At 35.9% G+C, this 15,779-nt stretch carries 16 protein-coding genes; 3 read left to right on the forward strand and 13 right to left on the reverse strand.

The genetic code is table 11. From position 1 onward, the window contains the following. Position 1 precedes the first annotated feature (1 nt). The 5 genes from D1094_RS15435 to D1094_RS15455 form a co-directional block, all read right to left on the reverse strand. Complete coding sequence (locus D1094_RS15435) at positions 2 to 1,087, reverse strand: UDP-glucose--hexose-1-phosphate uridylyltransferase (RefSeq protein ID WP_118961011.1); 1,086 nt, start codon at positions 1,085 to 1,087, stop codon at positions 2 to 4. Positions 1,088 to 1,205: 118 nt separating this feature from the next. Next, positions 1,206 to 2,084, reverse strand: coding sequence for a helix-turn-helix domain-containing protein (locus tag D1094_RS15440; RefSeq protein ID WP_259337982.1), 879 nt, complete (start codon positions 2,082 to 2,084; stop codon positions 1,206 to 1,208). A 794-nt stretch (positions 2,085 to 2,878) separates the two neighbouring features. Next, the gene (gene lolE, locus D1094_RS15445) at positions 2,879 to 4,138 is read right to left on the reverse strand and encodes a lipoprotein-releasing ABC transporter permease subunit LolE (protein WP_118961012.1); all 1,260 of its coding nucleotides are present in this window, start codon (positions 4,136 to 4,138) and stop codon (positions 2,879 to 2,881) included. After that, positions 4,131 to 4,895, reverse strand: a complete 765-nt coding sequence (lolD, locus tag D1094_RS15450; RefSeq protein WP_118961013.1) for a lipoprotein-releasing ABC transporter ATP-binding protein LolD — start codon at positions 4,893 to 4,895, stop codon at positions 4,131 to 4,133. The genes lolE and lolD overlap by 8 nt, the downstream gene beginning before the upstream one ends. Positions 4,896 to 4,933: 38 nt before the next feature. After that, positions 4,934 to 6,175: a lipoprotein-releasing ABC transporter permease subunit gene (locus D1094_RS15455; protein ID WP_118961014.1), complete on the reverse strand. Its 1,242-nt coding sequence runs from the start codon at positions 6,173 to 6,175 to the stop codon at positions 4,934 to 4,936. 179 nt (positions 6,176 to 6,354) lie between these two features. Here D1094_RS15455 and D1094_RS15460 point away from each other — a divergent pair, with 179 nt between their 5' ends. Continuing rightward, positions 6,355 to 6,960: a PilZ domain-containing protein gene (locus tag D1094_RS15460; RefSeq protein ID WP_118961015.1), complete on the forward strand. Its 606-nt coding sequence runs from the start codon at positions 6,355 to 6,357 to the stop codon at positions 6,958 to 6,960. 132 nt (positions 6,961 to 7,092) lie between these two features. Here D1094_RS15460 and D1094_RS15465 read toward each other — a convergent pair whose 3' ends face one another. Then, positions 7,093 to 8,259, reverse strand: coding sequence for a methyl-accepting chemotaxis protein (locus tag D1094_RS15465; RefSeq protein ID WP_118961016.1), 1,167 nt, complete (start codon positions 8,257 to 8,259; stop codon positions 7,093 to 7,095). Between the two features lie 108 nt (positions 8,260 to 8,367). Here D1094_RS15465 and D1094_RS15470 point away from each other — a divergent pair, with 108 nt between their 5' ends. Next, positions 8,368 to 8,538, forward strand: coding sequence for a DUF2897 family protein (locus D1094_RS15470; RefSeq protein WP_118961017.1), 171 nt, complete (start codon positions 8,368 to 8,370; stop codon positions 8,536 to 8,538). Between the two features lie 94 nt (positions 8,539 to 8,632). Here the strand turns inward: D1094_RS15470 and ppiC are convergent, their stop codons facing one another. Continuing rightward, entirely contained in the window at positions 8,633 to 8,911 is a 279-nt protein-coding gene (gene ppiC, locus D1094_RS15475) for a peptidylprolyl isomerase PpiC (protein ID WP_118961098.1), read from the reverse strand. A gap of 173 nt (positions 8,912 to 9,084) precedes the next feature. Here ppiC and can point away from each other — a divergent pair, with 173 nt between their 5' ends. Then, the gene (gene can / locus D1094_RS15480; protein WP_118961018.1) at positions 9,085 to 9,684 is read left to right on the forward strand and encodes a carbonate dehydratase; all 600 of its coding nucleotides are present in this window, start codon (positions 9,085 to 9,087) and stop codon (positions 9,682 to 9,684) included. Positions 9,685 to 9,751: 67 nt separating this feature from the next. Here the strand turns inward: can and hppD are convergent, their stop codons facing one another. The 6 genes from hppD to D1094_RS15510 all read right to left on the reverse strand — a co-directional run bounded on the left by hppD (position 9,752) and on the right by D1094_RS15510 (position 15,766). Next, positions 9,752 to 10,807 (reverse strand): 4-hydroxyphenylpyruvate dioxygenase, encoded by a 1,056-nt coding sequence (gene hppD, locus D1094_RS15485; protein WP_118961019.1) that lies wholly within the window; start codon positions 10,805 to 10,807, stop codon positions 9,752 to 9,754. A 445-nt stretch (positions 10,808 to 11,252) separates the two neighbouring features. Further along, complete coding sequence (locus D1094_RS15490) at positions 11,253 to 12,479, reverse strand: cyclopropane-fatty-acyl-phospholipid synthase family protein (RefSeq protein ID WP_118961020.1); 1,227 nt, start codon at positions 12,477 to 12,479, stop codon at positions 11,253 to 11,255. A 2-nt stretch (positions 12,480 to 12,481) separates the two neighbouring features. Further along, complete coding sequence (locus D1094_RS15495; RefSeq protein WP_220452563.1) at positions 12,482 to 13,261, reverse strand: DUF1365 domain-containing protein; 780 nt, start codon at positions 13,259 to 13,261, stop codon at positions 12,482 to 12,484. Further along, positions 13,254 to 14,537 carry an NAD(P)/FAD-dependent oxidoreductase gene (locus D1094_RS15500; protein WP_118961021.1) on the reverse strand — a complete coding sequence of 428 codons (1,284 nt, stop codon included), beginning with the start codon at positions 14,535 to 14,537 and terminating at the stop codon, positions 13,254 to 13,256. The genes D1094_RS15495 and D1094_RS15500 overlap by 8 nt, the downstream gene beginning before the upstream one ends. A gap of 1 nt (position 14,538) precedes the next feature. Further along, complete coding sequence (locus tag D1094_RS15505) at positions 14,539 to 15,300, reverse strand: SDR family NAD(P)-dependent oxidoreductase (RefSeq protein ID WP_118961022.1); 762 nt, start codon at positions 15,298 to 15,300, stop codon at positions 14,539 to 14,541. After that, on the reverse strand, positions 15,293 to 15,766 hold the full coding sequence (locus tag D1094_RS15510) for a nuclear transport factor 2 family protein (RefSeq protein ID WP_118961023.1): 474 nt from the start codon (positions 15,764 to 15,766) through the stop codon (positions 15,293 to 15,295). The genes D1094_RS15505 and D1094_RS15510 overlap by 8 nt, the downstream gene beginning before the upstream one ends. Positions 15,767 to 15,779: the final 13 nt, after the last annotated feature.

Raw genomic sequence — 15,779 nt, forward strand, 5'->3', positions numbered from 1 at the left:
TTTATAACTCACTTTTATAATGAATAGCAGACTGTGCTTTTAATTGTTGCGCTGCTTGTTCTGGGGTTATATCTCGTTGAGCTTCTGCCATCATCTCATAGCCCACCATAAACTTTTTAATCGTTGCATTTCTTAACAATGGAGGGTAGAAATGTGCATGTAGAGACCATTCATTATGTGCTTTACCATCGTGTGGTGCGCCATGCCAGCCCATGGAGTAAGGGAAAGAACATTGAAAAAGATTATCGTACCGAATAGTGATCGCTTGAATAATATCAGCTAACGACTGCTTTTGTTCACTAGTTAGCTCAATCATCGAGGTAACATTAAAACGCGGTAGCAATAGTGTTTCAAAAGGCCAAGCAGCCCAATAAGGTACAACAACAAGCCAGTCCTCATTTTTTACTACGACTCTTTCATCTTCAGCTAATTCACGCTTTGCATAATCACTTAGTAAACTTCGCTGGTATTTATTAAAATACTGCTCAAGATTATTGTGCTTTGTCGCCACTAAGCTTGGTAATTGATTTTGAGCCCATACTTGACCGTGAGGGTGAGGATTAGAGCAGCCCATAATGGCCCCTTTATTCTCAAATAATTGCACCCAAAGGTATTTTTCAGAAAGCTCTCGAACTTGTTGTTGCCAAGTATCAACGACCTTAACTAGGGCTGAAATCGAAAGCTCAGGTAAGCTTTTACTATGATCTGGAGAAAAACAAATAACACGGCTTTCACCTTGTACTGCTTGCATAGTAAATAATGGATCGTCAAGATGAGCATCTGGGGTGGTAGGCTTTAATGCAGCAAAATCATTCTGAAAAACAAATGTTGATTGGTAATTCGGGTTTAGCTCTCCATTAACTCTGGTGTTTCCTGCACATAAATAACAATTTTGATCATATGCCTCATTACGTTCAGCTTGCGCTGACTCTAATTGTCCTTGCCAAGGGCGTAACGCTCGATGAGGAGATAGTAATACCCAATCACCTGTTAATGGGTTTAACCTACGATGGGGGTGCTCTGCAGGGTTAAAACCTTCATCTTTTGTAACGCTTTCCTGACTACGTTTATTTTGTACTTTTGACAATTTACTGACCTTTTCTCATAAGAGTTGGCAATACCAATTCTTAGCTTACGATATTTTGTCAGTATTTGAACATGAACCTCTTAGCAAAACTTACGAATATCTATGTAATTATTCCTATTTAATAACCTAGACTTCTTCTAAACTCCAATGGAGACATTGAAAAATTACGCTGAAAAATATCATAAAATCGACTAATAGAACCAAACCCTGCTTCTAAAGCAATATTAAGTACAGCCTTATCTGTATCAATTAATAGTGCTTGGGCATGTTGTAACCTTAACTGATTAATATATTGTTTTATTGAAATATGCATTACACGATTAAATAACTTCATCGCATAGTTCTGGTGGAGACCTGTTGAATCAGCAACATGTGCAATGGTTATTTTCTCATCATAGTGTTCTGCGATATAGCGAAGCATTGTCTGTATATGTGATAAACCACTGACTAAACTACGATTAGTCTTATAGTAATCACCCTCTATTGAATTAAAAGTACTGTAATCTTCTATGGCTAAGCGTTTAACTCTAGCCTGTATTTCGCTGATCACTTGATACAATATTGCAGACGTTTCCTTTTCAATATCCTTTTGCCAAGTTTTGGTAATTTGCGTATCACTATCATGTAAATTATCTGAAACAATCACACCACCATGAAGCAAGTTACTGACAAATTCGTTTGGCAACTTCCAAGTTAAAAATGTTTGCAGAGGAATATAAATATTAACTAACTCCCCTTCTCCTTGTGTAGAAACCATTTGATGTGGAAATGAAGCCCAAAATATAAGCATTCGACCTTGAGGGACATTAATATTCTGACCATTGATTAGATATTTCGCCGAACAATTGAATAAGTAGTTTATTTCAATGTGTCCGTGCCAATGACTATGCTCCATAACTTTAGGCGCCATTCGACGAAAGCCAAATTTATGATCTTGCCCCTGAGCAGCCAATGGCCCATGCCCTTTTGAAAAAGAGATTTTATCAATCCAGTCCACTTTAACACTCCGACAATAAAAACAAATTATATTGTATACAAAGCATTATGAAAGGCAATATTCTAATTAAAATTTGATGTTTTTATATTAAGGCAGATTTACTTTTCTAGTTTAACCCCACCTCAAAATACTTATCTGAAATAAATAATGTGCAGTCAGCAGATTTGTGACAAAAATACTTCCCCCCTTTACCGTAGGCACTATTAGCGTTATTTAAGCTGGTCGCCCGTAGACGTAAAGATCTAATCTAGCTAAAACAAAACATATTCGGATTAATTTTTCTAATGCGAACATTTATTTTTTTTAGTTTGTAAACTATTTGATGAGGAACTAAACTACACATGTTTTCTGAGTTAGCGCAATGCGGCGTCTCTTTCTCCCATCGAGAGCCCATTAACTAGAAAACATAGAATAGATAGCAGCTATTTATTCTCTCTGACATGTTTCTTGGAAATTTTTAACTTCCTTCTATCAACTTGATATTTAAGTTGGCCCGCACGAGATTGATGCGGGCTTTTTTTTGCCTGAAATTTAAGATAACTTAAGATAACTAATAGCAATAAAAAACCTGCAAGAAAGTGATCTCTTAGCGAGAATTTAAAGGCTTAGATATAGGTTATATGGTCACTTCTTTATACAACATGGTATTAGCAAAGTAATTCAACAAAACATATTGATAAGCACATTTAAGCAATGTTACTTAACCCTCGTTAGAAACTGCCCTACTCTCGCTAGATACTATCATTAGGTACTATCGATAGGTACTATCACTACATATGTATTATAAAAGCTTTTTAAATTTGACCTAACACTCTTGCAGGCTCTATTTTAGTGGCTTTCCATGCAGGGTAGATGGTTGCAATTAAACTTAAGATTAGCGCAACAACTATAGTGATATACACATCATTCCAGTGTAATAAGCTCGGTAAATAATTGATAAAGTAAACATCGCTTGAAAGCAATTCAACCTTAAAAAACTGCTCTAGTTGAAACATTATATTAGAAATATTTTCAGCCATTAAAATGCCTAAGGTTGCACCAACAAGGCAACCGAGTATGCCATTTACTGCTCCCTGAATGACAAAGGTCATCATAATTGTACTTGATTTTGCGCCCATGGTTTTAAGTATGGCTATATCGCCTTTCTTTTCATTAACCGCCATAATTAATGTTGAAACAATATTAAAACTAGCAACACCAATAACTAAAATCAGCACAATAAACATCACCATCTTAACTAGCTGAATATCATTAAATATATGCCCTTGTGTTCTAGTCCAGTCTGAAATATAAACGTAATGCTCAAAATTATGAGCAATTTTTCTCGCTAGAGAGCGAGCATTAAATACATCAGATGTTTTAATGCGGATAGCTTGTGTTTCATGCTCTTGGTAATTCATAGCCGCTCGACCTTGAGCAATTGATATATAAGCTAACGTATCGTCAATTGTACCACCAAATGTAAACACGCCAACTACTTCAACATGATGTGTAACCGGTGCAGTAAAAGTGTTCTTAAAATCCCCATTATCAGACGGCGACGGCAACAACAGTTGTAATTTATCGCCTAATTTTACACTTAGTTTTTTAGCTACTCCACTACCTAACACTATGCCAGACTTCAATCTTGACAGGCCTTCCCATTCACCAGCAGAAATATATTGATGAATACTGGATACTTGTTGCTCTAATAACGGATTCACCGCTCTTACTTCAACCGCTTTTAAAGCTTTTCGATGTTGCAACATGCCAGTCATTTTTATAACAGGTGCAACGGCTAACACTTCTTTTTGTTCCGCTATACGTTTTACACTTTTAGGCCAATGTTTTATTGGCTCATTCACGCTGGTTAGTTCTATATGCGGCACAATCGATAGAAGCTTATTAGTCAACTCCCTTTCAAAGCCATTCATCACACTTAAAACCACGATCAAAACCATAACACCAAGTGCTATTCCAATCGTTGATGAGGCAGAAATAAAGGCAGAAAAGCCACTACCATGACGGCTTCGCACATACCGTAAACCTAGATAAAAGCTTAACGGTTTAGCCATGGTTAGCATTACCTTCTTCTGAGTTATTTAACCCCTCTTGATTCGCCTTTTCTACCGCGAAAACCTCTTCCTCAGCCATATTAATATTAACCAGTTTGCCTTTCTCAAGCTTTACTTGCCTATCCATTCGACGAGCTAATGCTAAGTCATGAGTCACCACAACAAAACTTGTATTCACATCATTATTTAGATGGCGCAACAATTGGTATATTTGCTCTGCCGTTTCACTATCTAAATTACCGGTAGGTTCATCAGCTAACACTAAAGCAGGTTGTGTTACTAAGGCTCTTGCAATAGCAACACGCTGGCGTTCACCACCCGACAATTGCGACGGGCGATATTGTTTTCTATGGCTAAGACCAACTTTATCAAGCATTTCTTCAGCAAGCTTGATTGATTTTTTAGCGCTATCCCCCCTAATCATCAGCGGCATCGCAACGTTTTCCACCGCACTAAACTCCATCATTAAATGATGAAATTGATAAATAAAACCAATATGTTTATTTCTAAATTCAGCTCTTTGCTTATCAGTTAACTGGTGTATATCAATATCATTAATATACACATGACCAGCACTAGGTTTATCTAACGCACCAGCTAAATGAAGAAAAGTGCTTTTACCACAACCTGAACTGCCGACAAGGGCAAGGAGCTCCCCCTGCTCTACTGATAAATCGAGCTGATTTAGCACTGGTGTTTCTATATCACCTTGCTTATATGATTTGGACAATTGACTGCAATGCAAAACCTTAGTCATTGACGATTCCTTCTTTTTGATTACACATCATCATTAACTTATTCATTTCTTAATACCTCTACAGGTGAAGTATTTGCCGCTTTATATGCAGGATATAAGGTTGCGACAAAACTCATTATTAACGCTGAAACCACGATAATAATGACATCTGAAAAAATCAGGTTTACTGGCAGTGTTTGAACACCTACCCCTAATAAACTAACACCAAGAAAAGCTAATATACTATTAAGGTTTAACGTGAGTAAAACTCCTAATGCGCTGCCAATAATTACTCCCCATAAGCCATTTACCATACCTTGAGTAATAAAAATCTTAACGACATCTATTCTTTGTAACCCAAGCGTCCTTAGTATTCCTATCTCTCCCTGCTTATCGATAACCACCATAACCAAAGCAGAAACGATATTAAATGCAGCAACGGCAACAATAAGGCTTAACATTAGCCACATCATGTTTTTTTCCATTTTTACCGCAGAAAATAAAACACCTTGGCTTTGATCCCAAGTCGTAACGGTTAAGTGATTAAACAAGGTATTATTAACCAATGCTTGAGCAACCAACTTTTCATTAAATGCGTCGTCTAAATACAACCGCAAACTATCGATACCATCTCCATGGCGACGTAAAAGCTTAGCGCCATAGCGACTGTGAACATAGATCATCGCATCATCTACTTGCGAACCAACATTGAAAATACCACTGACGGTAAAAACTCGCTGAACAGGGATACGCCCCATTGGCGTAAAAACAGTTTGGTTTGGCAATATAATCCTGACCTCCTCACCAATACTTACGCGCAGTTTATTGGCGAGACTTTCACCTAGCACTACCGCATAAGCCTGCTCAGACAAACTGGTTAATTCTCCAGCAACCATATGGGTGTTAATAATATTATTTTTTTCATATTCAGGTAAGACTCCCTGCAACATAACCCCTTGCAACCCAGTGACGGATTGAACTAAGGCTTCGCTTTCTAAGAAAGGTGTTACATGATTAACATGAGGTTGTTTTAATAAACTTTCTCGTTGCTCATGCCATAAAAACTTTGTAGGTGTCTTCAATGACTTATCGGTCGAAACAACAACGTGAGGAATAATACCTAAAATACGTTTTTTTAATTCACCTTCAAAACCATTCATTACTGAAGAAACGGTAATTAATGACGCCACACCAAGTAATATGCCTGCAATTGAAAAGAAGGTTATAAAAGAAACAAAGCCGGTATGACTTCTACTTCGGCTATATCGAAAGCCAATGAAGATGCTTAGAGGTTGAAACATTGAGGTGAAGTGCTTAATAATTTTGGTAATAAAAATTAGACGCTAGCATAACACAATCAACATCATTATCTGAGTAAATTAGCGTTAAGGCTTCTTTAACACGCATTATAGTGCTATAAATTTGTTAATATTTATGTAACTTTATCATATTAACGTTCACAGGGAACATTTCACTCAATATGGCTACCAAAACAAGAGAAGATAAACTGGCTCAGTATCAAGAATTTTTCGCTATTGAACATGACTTTACCATCAATGTTACTCCTATCACCGATGAAATGAATAGTTATGAGCAATTTGTCGCTAAAATGCCTATGCCCTTCAAGCTTGCCAGTGAAGTCACCGTTATCGATCAAGCTGCATTAAGGCCATTACAAGGGTTATCTTCATCTGCAGGACAGTTAGCTGATTTTCTAAATCATCAATCACGAAAAATAGACTTACTCATTGGTTATATATTAAGTCAACAAGACGAAGAAGAATCTAGATTTAAAGGCATCGAATTTGGTGGTGGTGGTATTAAGTTTATTGCTGATACAGCGTTTAACGTTGAACAACTACTTGAATTAAAGGTTTTTCTTCTTGAAGAAAATTGCGCTATTTTTTGTTTTGGTGAAGTCATTGAATGCCAAAAAATTGAACAAGAATACTATCATAAAGTAACCTTTTATTATATTCGCGAAGAAGACAGAGAAGCGCTTGTTAGAACCAGTTTACATTTACAATCAAAACAACTGCACAAACTCGCTCAAAAACGAAACAATGAACATGATAAACACGAGTAAATTAACCCTTACTTTTTCTTTTCAAAGTTATCTGCCATAGCAGTTAATTTGCCGATTCTGTATTAAGTTTTCTAAAACTAAAAAAGCCAGCGCATATAGCACTGGCTTGTTAACTTTCTCACTTTTTTAACGTTAAACACAAATTCGGTCTAATGTTTGATCAACGTCAGCAGCTGTTTTTTGCTGCTGTTGCGCATCTGCCGATACAGATGCTAAACCATCGTTTATTTCTCGACTTAACGACACTACAGCCATCATATTATCATTAATTGACGCAGTCGAAACTTGCTGCTCTTGCGTGGTATGTGCAATTTGCGATGTTAAATTATCTAAGTCTTGAAATGCTTCACCTATTTGTTCTAAAGCACCCACGACTTCAGCAGAGTGTGATAAACATTCTTGTGTTAGTGATTGTCCTCTTCCAATTGAGGCAACTGCATTGGTCGATTTCTCTTGTAACCCTTCTACCATAGATTGAATTTCAACCGTTGACTCTTGAGTTCTATGTGCAAGCGCTCGAACTTCATCAGCTACCACAGCAAAGCCTCTACCTTGCTCCCCCGCACGAGCCGCTTCTATTGCAGCATTAAGCGCTAAAAGATTGGTTTGCTCAGCGATGCCTCTTATGACATCAAGTACAGAACCAATACGGGCACTTTCTTCTTGCAATAAAGAAAGATCGGTTGCCATCGAGTCAACCTCACTTGCCACCGACTCAATCGTTTGCTGACTTGTATTCGAAGAGTTAACCCCCTGCCCTAAAGTAGACATGACTGAACTACTTGTTTCACTCACCTGACCTGCGTTTGTAGTCAACGTCGCAGAAGTACTGGCAATTTCTTCTATCGAGCTAGCCATTTGCTCTACTTGACGTACAGATTCATCAACAACCTTCACTGAATCAGACATCTGTGTGCTTAATTGGTTAGCCCCTAAACTTAAATCATTAGACTCTTTTCTAATCGCACTTACCACTTCAGAGAGATCTTCAATAAATGCGCTGAACTCATTTATGACCTGCCCTAATTCATCTTTATTACTATCTGTTAAAGGCTCAGATGGTGCCTGTTCTGTACTAACAACGATATCTAAGTAGTCTTTAAATTTAGTTAACCGTTGTGTGATTTGCTGAGAGAAAAATAAATAACTGGCTAAAGATTGCAAAAAAAATAAAGCAAGAATAATAGTGAATACTGCTCCCTTACTCATTTCACTTGGTAAAAAAAACAACACTAGAATAAACAAAAAGCCGATAATGAAGGTAGGAAGTAACAGTTTTATTGATAACTTATTAAACATAATAGAGTCCAATTGTTTATTAGTATGTATTTTTTGATAAGATAACTTACCTATACCAACTTAATTTTTCTAGTGTTTTTTTACAAGCACAAAATATAAGAGAAATATATGTCAATCTCAACCATCTTGATAATCATTATAGCAGTAGGAATAATAGTGGGCGGTGTCCTTGTGCTAAAACAGTCAGCCAAAAAGTTTAATTTAACCGATGAACAACTGAAAAACACTAAAGCTCGCAACAAGGAGATTGAAGAGGAAGAAGCGAAACATCAAGATTAAACGATAATTTATATTACACTTTTTATATACTCAACTCGCTACACAATCAGTTGCAATAACGTCAGTTGCAATAAGGTTAGTTGCTTTAGAGTTACTAGCTTCGATAAATAGTTTTAATTAAATGAAAGCCAAATTTTGTTTTAACAGGCCCATGAAGTGTTAATATCGGTTTTTTAAACACTACGTCATCAAACGCCTTAACCATTTGTCCACGCTTGAATTCCCCTAGGTCGCCACCTTTTTTCTTTGATGGGCAAATAGAGTGCTTTTTAGCTAACATTGCAAAATCAGCCCCTTTGTCTAATTGCTTTTTTAATTCCAACGCCTGTTTTTCTGTTTTAACTAAAATATGTACTGCATTCGCAATGGCCATAAAATCCTCTTTACTATCCATAATTAACTCTATAGATATTATTATAACTAATCTAATTGTTATATCATGCACATGAAGAAAAATGTTGTTTGCATAATCGCTTGTTATTTTACTCTGTAGATAAAAAATATCACGGTACAAACAAACCCAACAGTTTCACTTAAAGGTAAACCATGACAATCGAGCATTTATTTAAAAATAATAAAGAATGGGCTGAGAAAATAAATAAAGAAGACCCTGATTTTTTTAAAGTTTTATCGCATCAACAAGCCCCTGAGTATCTTTGGATTGGTTGTTCAGATTCAAGAGTACCAGCAAATGAACTATTAGGAATGCAGCCAGGTGAAATTTTTGTTCATCGTAATATAGCAAATCAGGTGGTTCACACCGATTTAAACTGCTTATCGGTAATTCAATACGCGGTAGAAGTTCTTAAAGTAAAGCATATTATTGTATGTGGGCATTATGGCTGTGGCGGTGTACTTGCCGCTTATCATGATGAAAGTTACGGGTTGATTGATAATTGGTTACGCCATATTCAAGATGTTTATCGCTTTCATCAAGACAAAATGGACAATGTCGCTGATGAACAAGAACGTATTAGTTTATTGTGTGAATTAAATGTCATCGAGCAAGTTGCCAACGTATGCAATACTACTATTTTAAGCAATGCATGGAAAAATAACCAAGATGTTACGGTTCATGGTTTTGTCTATAATTTACATGATGGGATTCTTAAAAATTTAGACGTGTCCTCGTGTAAAGTATCATAGTTTTATCCGAACAAAAAAAACCAGCATTACTTAATGCTGGTTTTATATTTAACAGAATTCATCAACGTTAGAGAACACCGCGTTCCATTTGGTTAAGTTCAATTGATTTAAACAATGTTGAGAAGTTACCTTCTCCAAATCCTTTGTCATCAACTCGTTGTATCATTTCGATAAAAATAGGACCAAATAAGTTCTTAGTAAATATCTGCAGCAAATACGAATTCTCAGATTGACTGTCTACTAATATTTGGTGTTCTCTAATTTTATCTTGATCTTCTTTTACCCAAGGCACACGCTTAAATATTTCATCGTAATATTCAGGCACAATATGGAGTGTATCAACCACATCCCTATCCAACTTGTCTAACGAATCAACCAAATCTTCTGTTAAAAATGCTAAATGCTGAACGCCTGGACCATTATATTCATCAAGGTATTCATCAATTTGATTATTGTTAGTCCCTTTCCCTTCATTAATAGGAATACAGAATTTACCGCACGGTGATTGTAACGCATATGAAACCAATGCTGTTTTAACACCTTTAATATCAAAGTACCTTACTTCGGTGAAGCCAAAGACATCTTTATAAAAATCAGCCCATTTTTGCATCGTACCTTGATATACATTATTAGTTAAATGATCGACTGCAAGGAAGCCTTTATCTTCTTTAATTACTGGCTCAGTCAGTGGTTCAAAATCAGTATCATAAATACGTCCTTTGTTTTTACCTTCAGTTTCAAAATCATCAATAAAATAAATTAAGCTGTCACCTATACCAAAAATAGCTGGGTAAGGTAATTTGTTTGCCTCATTTTCTGCTGATTTGGCACCACGCTTAATTGCTTCTTCATAGGCGAATGCTGCATTTTCAACGCGCCATCCCATTGAGCAAATTGCTGGGCCATGGCTTTTAGCAAATTCTTTAGAAAAACCCGACTGTTCTCTATTTAATAAAAAGTGGATATCATTTTGGTTAAAGTAATCGATATCTCTACCTTTAAACTTTTTTGTTTTTGAAAAACCAAAACCATAAAAAGCCTTTTCCATGAAATCAGAATCAGGTGTGGCATATTCTGTGAATTCAATTCCGCATAACTTTAGTGGGTTCTTGCTATCAGTCATTTTGTCTCTCGTATTGCAATATAATTATAGTAATAGAACTATTATTAAGGTGATTATGCTCAAGGAAAAGCCTCAAGCTAACAAGGGATAAAATCGGCATGTAAAAGATAATGTACGTATAAATACAACAAAAATTATTCGACGACGATCAAGGCTATACTGTGGCTAGCAAGATGATGTAAACATAAATGAACACCCATGATATTCCTAAAAGATAACGAACAAAAATACAGCGAGTTACACTTTATGTAACTCGCTATAAGCAAGGTGTTATACAAGTGAATAAGTGAGTTGATTACTTCTTTATGTTAAATAGCATTAAAGAGATGAACAAAAAAATAGCTTCAGTATCTGGGATACTGGAGCTATTTTTTATGTTAAAGAGGGGGAAAGTTTTAGATATTAAATGTTGTCTACAAAATAACTACTTTCTTAACACTAATAACTACTTTCTTGCCACTAAATGTACAGTGCTGGTAGAACGCTCTAAAAAGGCCCCTTCACAGTAAGCAAAATAATATAACCATAAACGTTTGAACTCTTCATCATAACCAAATTGAGTAAGCTCAGGCCAAGACTTTAAAAAATTACGTCGCCAATCAGCGAGTGTTTTCGCATAATCTAAACCAATATCATTAATTGACTCTACTACGAGAGATGAGTGTTTAGTTAAGTGTTCATTCAAGACAGTAATCGACGGTAAAAAGCCACCTGGGAAAATATAGCGCTGAATAAAATCAACATTGTTTTTATAATACTCAAAGCGTTGATCAGCAATAGTTATAGATTGAATGAGCATTTTACCTCCCTCTTTCAACCTATTGTGACAAACGTCAAAGAAGCTTGGTAAAAACTCGTACCCTACAGCTTCTATCATCTCAATAGAAACAAGTTTATCGTATTGACCTTCTAAATCGCGATAGTCTTTCTTTAGCAGAGTAATATTATCTTCAAGCCCTAAAACTTTAATTTTCGCTTTTGCATACTCATATTGTGCATCAGAAATAGTCGTGGTGGTCACCTTACAATTATAGTGCTGAGCCGCATATATAGCTAAGCCTCCCCAACCTGTACCAATTTCTAATAAATGATCATCGCTAGTTAATGATAAGCGCTGACAAATAGTACCAAGTTTGTGCTGCTGCGCATCTGCTAGGCTGGCATTATTTGATGGATAAATCGCAGAGGAATACATCATACTATCGTCAAGAAAACGTGTGTACAGTTCATTCCCAAGATCATAGTGGGCTAAAATGTTTCGCTTAGACCCTGATTGATCGTTACGGTTACGCCAATGAAAAAGTTTATTTTTAATTTTTTGCAGCCATGCACCCTTTTTTTCAAGTTTATCGGTCTGCTGCTGCGCTTTAGCAAAAATTCGGATCACCTCAGTTAAGTTTGGGCTACTCCATTTACCTGCAATAAAAGATTCTGCTGCCCCTATGCTACCACCACGAACAAAGTCTTTATAAACACTTATATCATGGATGATTATTTTACCTTCAATCGGAGAATTGGTCTTTTGTGTTGGGAAATAATGATGCTTATCACCTTCTACCACTTCTAACCTGCCATAATCGATTTTAGAAAAAACAGACAATACTAAGTTTTTGCAATGTTTTTCTATCCAGCTTGGTGATTTTGTTATTGTCAGTGGTGCAATATTTTCCATCATTAACTCCTTTTTTTATCCGCTAATGTTTGATAACCAATAAAGGGAATTCGTTTACTAAACAGCTTAAGTGCTTGCCAGTAAATACCTGCAATAATCTTAAAAGTCATGGCGGGTATTGAGCACCAAGTTCTGAAAATATTCTTTTTTGTTAGCGGTTGGGCTTTCATTGCCAAACTTGCTTGAAAAACTTTATCAGCACTTAATGAATTTTTATGGTTCTCAATAACTATCTGTAAATTATTATCATCGCTTGGCGGCTTTACTCGCCAGTGATAACTCATATTCAAGTCCATAAAAGGAGATACTTGAAACACTTTATCGCTTATATCTCGTTTTGTAATATCAACTAAATAGTAATGCCTTTGATGCCATGGGGTATTACTCACCTCTACTAGCATTTGCTCACAAACATTGTCTTTGTTGTAGCAAAAGTAAAAGTTTGCAGGACTAAAATACAGTCCAAAACACCTAACCTGAACGAGCATGGTAATCCGGCTTATATTGTCATTAGCACTGACATTGCCACTTAGTTGCTTAACTTTATTTTTAATACGGATAGATAAAGGTAAAGGATCACCTTTAACATAATCTTTTTGATTTAACCAAAGAGGTTTAAGCCATGAATAACCGAACACACCCATGCCGCCTTTTTTTTCATCAACTTGAGCTACATCAAGCGCCAACATAAATAATTGATATTTAAATTGATGTATTTTTGGCGTATACCTTTTATGAAAAATGTCACCCGTGTAAATTTTATGACTTGTACACTTAGTCACTTAAGTCACCATCAATAACATTATTCAGCGTACAACCAAATCGCTTTGCAACTTCTACGGCACTTTTAACACCATCTTCATGGAAGCCGTTATGCCAATATGCGCCTGCGAAATGGGTATTGTTTTTACCGCATATTACTTCACGTTGTTGCTGAGCAGACGTCGATTCAACAGAAAAAACAGGATGATGATAAGTAAATTCTCGTAAGATTTTATCAGGTGAAATAGCTTCTTTTTGATTTAGGGTCACGCAAAAAGTATGCTTAGTATTGAGTCCTTGTAAAATATTCATATTATAAGTAACGCTAGCCGCAGAATCTCTATCCGTGGCTAATTGATAGTTCCAACTAGCCCAAGCTTTCTTCCTTGTTGGTAACAGTGATTCATCTGTATGCAATACTACCGAATTCGCTTTGTATGGCATTGCCGACAATATTGAGCTTTCATCATCACTCGCATCAGCAAGTAATGCTAGAGCCTGATCAGAATGACAAGCAATAACGACTTCATCAAAAGATTGCGTTGTACCATCGTCGAATTGAATTACCACACCTTGTTCAACTCGTTTAATCGAGGTAATACTCGCATTTAAGTGAATGTTATTTTCAAAAGGTTTGCAAAGCGGTGTTAAATAACTGCGAGAGCCTTTCGGTATAACATACCATTGCGGTCTATCTTTTACATTCAATAAACCATGATTATAAAAAAACTTAACAAAGAATTTAAACTCAAATCCTTCCATTTGAGTTAATGAACTAGACCATATTGCAGCGCCCATAGGCAGAATGTAGTGTTCTGCAAAAAAAGAACTAAATCCGTGCGCGTCTAAAAACTCACCTAGGGTTAAGTTTTCTTTAAATTTATTTAATTCATAAACTTGCTTACATAGCTTATTGAAACGCAGTATCTCTTTTATTAAAGACCAAAATTTAGGTCGAAAAAGGTTTCTTCTTTGTGCAAATAAAGTATTAAGATTATGCCCATTATATTCCAAGCCCGTTTGACAGTTTTGCACTGAGAAGCTCATTTCTGTTGGCTGCTTATCTACCCCAATTTCACTTAACAAAGCTAAAAAATTAGGATAAGTTTTATCATTAAACACAATAAAACCGGTATCTATCGCATAGTTTTCTTGTTCTAAAGTAACATCAACAGTCGCGGTATGACCGCCAATATAAGCATTTTTCTCAAACACTGAGACATGATGTTTTTTTGATAATAAGTAAGCAGCTGTTAAACCTGAAATACCAGAACCAATAATTGCAATTTTTTTCATGTTAAACGTCCTTAGCTAACAGGGAATTAGAAAATTTTTGAGGAAAAAGTGATAAAAACTTCAACAATAACGTTAATCTTTTAGGAAAATGCACATATTGCTTATTTTGCTTTAACCCTTTATAGATTCTTACTGCTGCTTGCTCTGGAGTTATAATAAAAGGCATAGAAAATGTATTTTTATCTGTTAAAGGCGTTTTAACAAAACCTGGATGAATTAAACAAACGTTGATGCCATCCTTCTTTAAATCACTACGTAAGCTGTTAGCTAAATAATCTACGCCCGCTTTAGATGCACCGTAAGCCTCAGCCCGAGGAAAAGGTAAAATTGTTGCACTAGAGCTAACAAAAGCGAGTTGTCCACCACGCTTTACTTTAGGTAAAAAAGACTCTAACAATACGCCCATTGAGAGTAAGTTTGTTGAAATAACATTCCTAAACGCTTGGCCGTTAAAGTTTTTTGCATCATCGATATATTCACAGGTTCCTGCATTTAGAATTAATATATCAATGGCTATAATCGTTTTTGCTGCTTCATTAACACTATCAATGTCATTAACATCAAACGCCAGCTTAGCCTGCGCATTAGTATTGAGTTTTTCTAATTTACTAATGTCTCGACCGCAGCAAATAACGTTATAGCCTAAGCTAATATAATGATTATAGAGCGCAAGTCCTATACCTGAACTCGCGCCAGTAATTAAGACCGTTTTTGATTCAGAAATAACTGAGTCATTTGATAAGGTGTGCTTTGACTCAGCCATTTTTTGAAGCCCTTTGTTTGATCAATCGAATAACACGACCAATAAAGGGTAAATTCTCATAAAGCATTTCACCAAGATCAACGAAATCCCTGTGATACGTTACTTTATCATTTAAGCCTTGTATTTGAGAACTACCATTCACTTCTATTGGCTTTCCTTTATTAAGGCTCTTATGGCAAAAACGCATTTGCCAGTATATTGCCGCTTGATTACCTTCAGTGATAATTTGAACAATAGTAAACTTACAAGCAGATAAGTTCGCATATAAGTGCTCAAAATATTGCTTTAATTCAGTAAACCCTTGTAACGAATGCATTGGATCAGTAAAAATAATGTCTTCATGATAAATTTTTTCTAATAGATGCAAATTATCAACCGATAGCTGACTGTAAATATTAACAAAATTATCTAGCCACTCTGGCTGTTCATGTTCGTTTTGCTGGATTTTAATAGATTGTGCGACCATTTTACCTTCTTAA

The sequence above is a fragment of the Colwellia sp. RSH04 genome (assembly GCF_003545765.1).
Taxonomy (GTDB): Bacteria; Pseudomonadota; Gammaproteobacteria; order Enterobacterales; family Alteromonadaceae; genus Colwellia.

Excerpts from the sequence above, each read along its gene's own strand:
- D1094_RS15510 (WP_118961023.1), bottom strand. The coding sequence starts at position 15,766 with ATGGTCGCACAATCTATTAAAATCCAGCAAAACGAACATGAACAGCCA.
- D1094_RS15505 (WP_118961022.1), bottom strand. The coding sequence starts at position 15,300 with ATGGCTGAGTCAAAGCACACCTTATCAAATGACTCAGTTATTTCTGAA.
- D1094_RS15470 (WP_118961017.1), top strand. The coding sequence starts at position 8,368 with ATGTCAATCTCAACCATCTTGATAATCATTATAGCAGTAGGAATAATA.
- lolD (WP_118961013.1), bottom strand. The coding sequence starts at position 4,895 with ATGACTAAGGTTTTGCATTGCAGTCAATTGTCCAAATCATATAAGCAA.
- D1094_RS15465 (WP_118961016.1), bottom strand. The coding sequence starts at position 8,259 with ATGTTTAATAAGTTATCAATAAAACTGTTACTTCCTACCTTCATTATC.
- can (WP_118961018.1), top strand. The coding sequence starts at position 9,085 with ATGACAATCGAGCATTTATTTAAAAATAATAAAGAATGGGCTGAGAAA.
- ppiC (WP_118961098.1), bottom strand. The coding sequence starts at position 8,911 with ATGGCCATTGCGAATGCAGTACATATTTTAGTTAAAACAGAAAAACAG.
- D1094_RS15455 (WP_118961014.1), bottom strand. The coding sequence starts at position 6,175 with ATGTTTCAACCTCTAAGCATCTTCATTGGCTTTCGATATAGCCGAAGT.
- D1094_RS15500 (WP_118961021.1), bottom strand. The coding sequence starts at position 14,537 with ATGAAAAAAATTGCAATTATTGGTTCTGGTATTTCAGGTTTAACAGCT.
- D1094_RS15460 (WP_118961015.1), top strand. The coding sequence starts at position 6,355 with ATGGCTACCAAAACAAGAGAAGATAAACTGGCTCAGTATCAAGAATTT.
- D1094_RS15490 (WP_118961020.1), bottom strand. The coding sequence starts at position 12,479 with ATGGAAAATATTGCACCACTGACAATAACAAAATCACCAAGCTGGATA.
- hppD (WP_118961019.1), bottom strand. The coding sequence starts at position 10,807 with ATGACTGATAGCAAGAACCCACTAAAGTTATGCGGAATTGAATTCACA.
- lolE (WP_118961012.1), bottom strand. The coding sequence starts at position 4,138 with ATGGCTAAACCGTTAAGCTTTTATCTAGGTTTACGGTATGTGCGAAGC.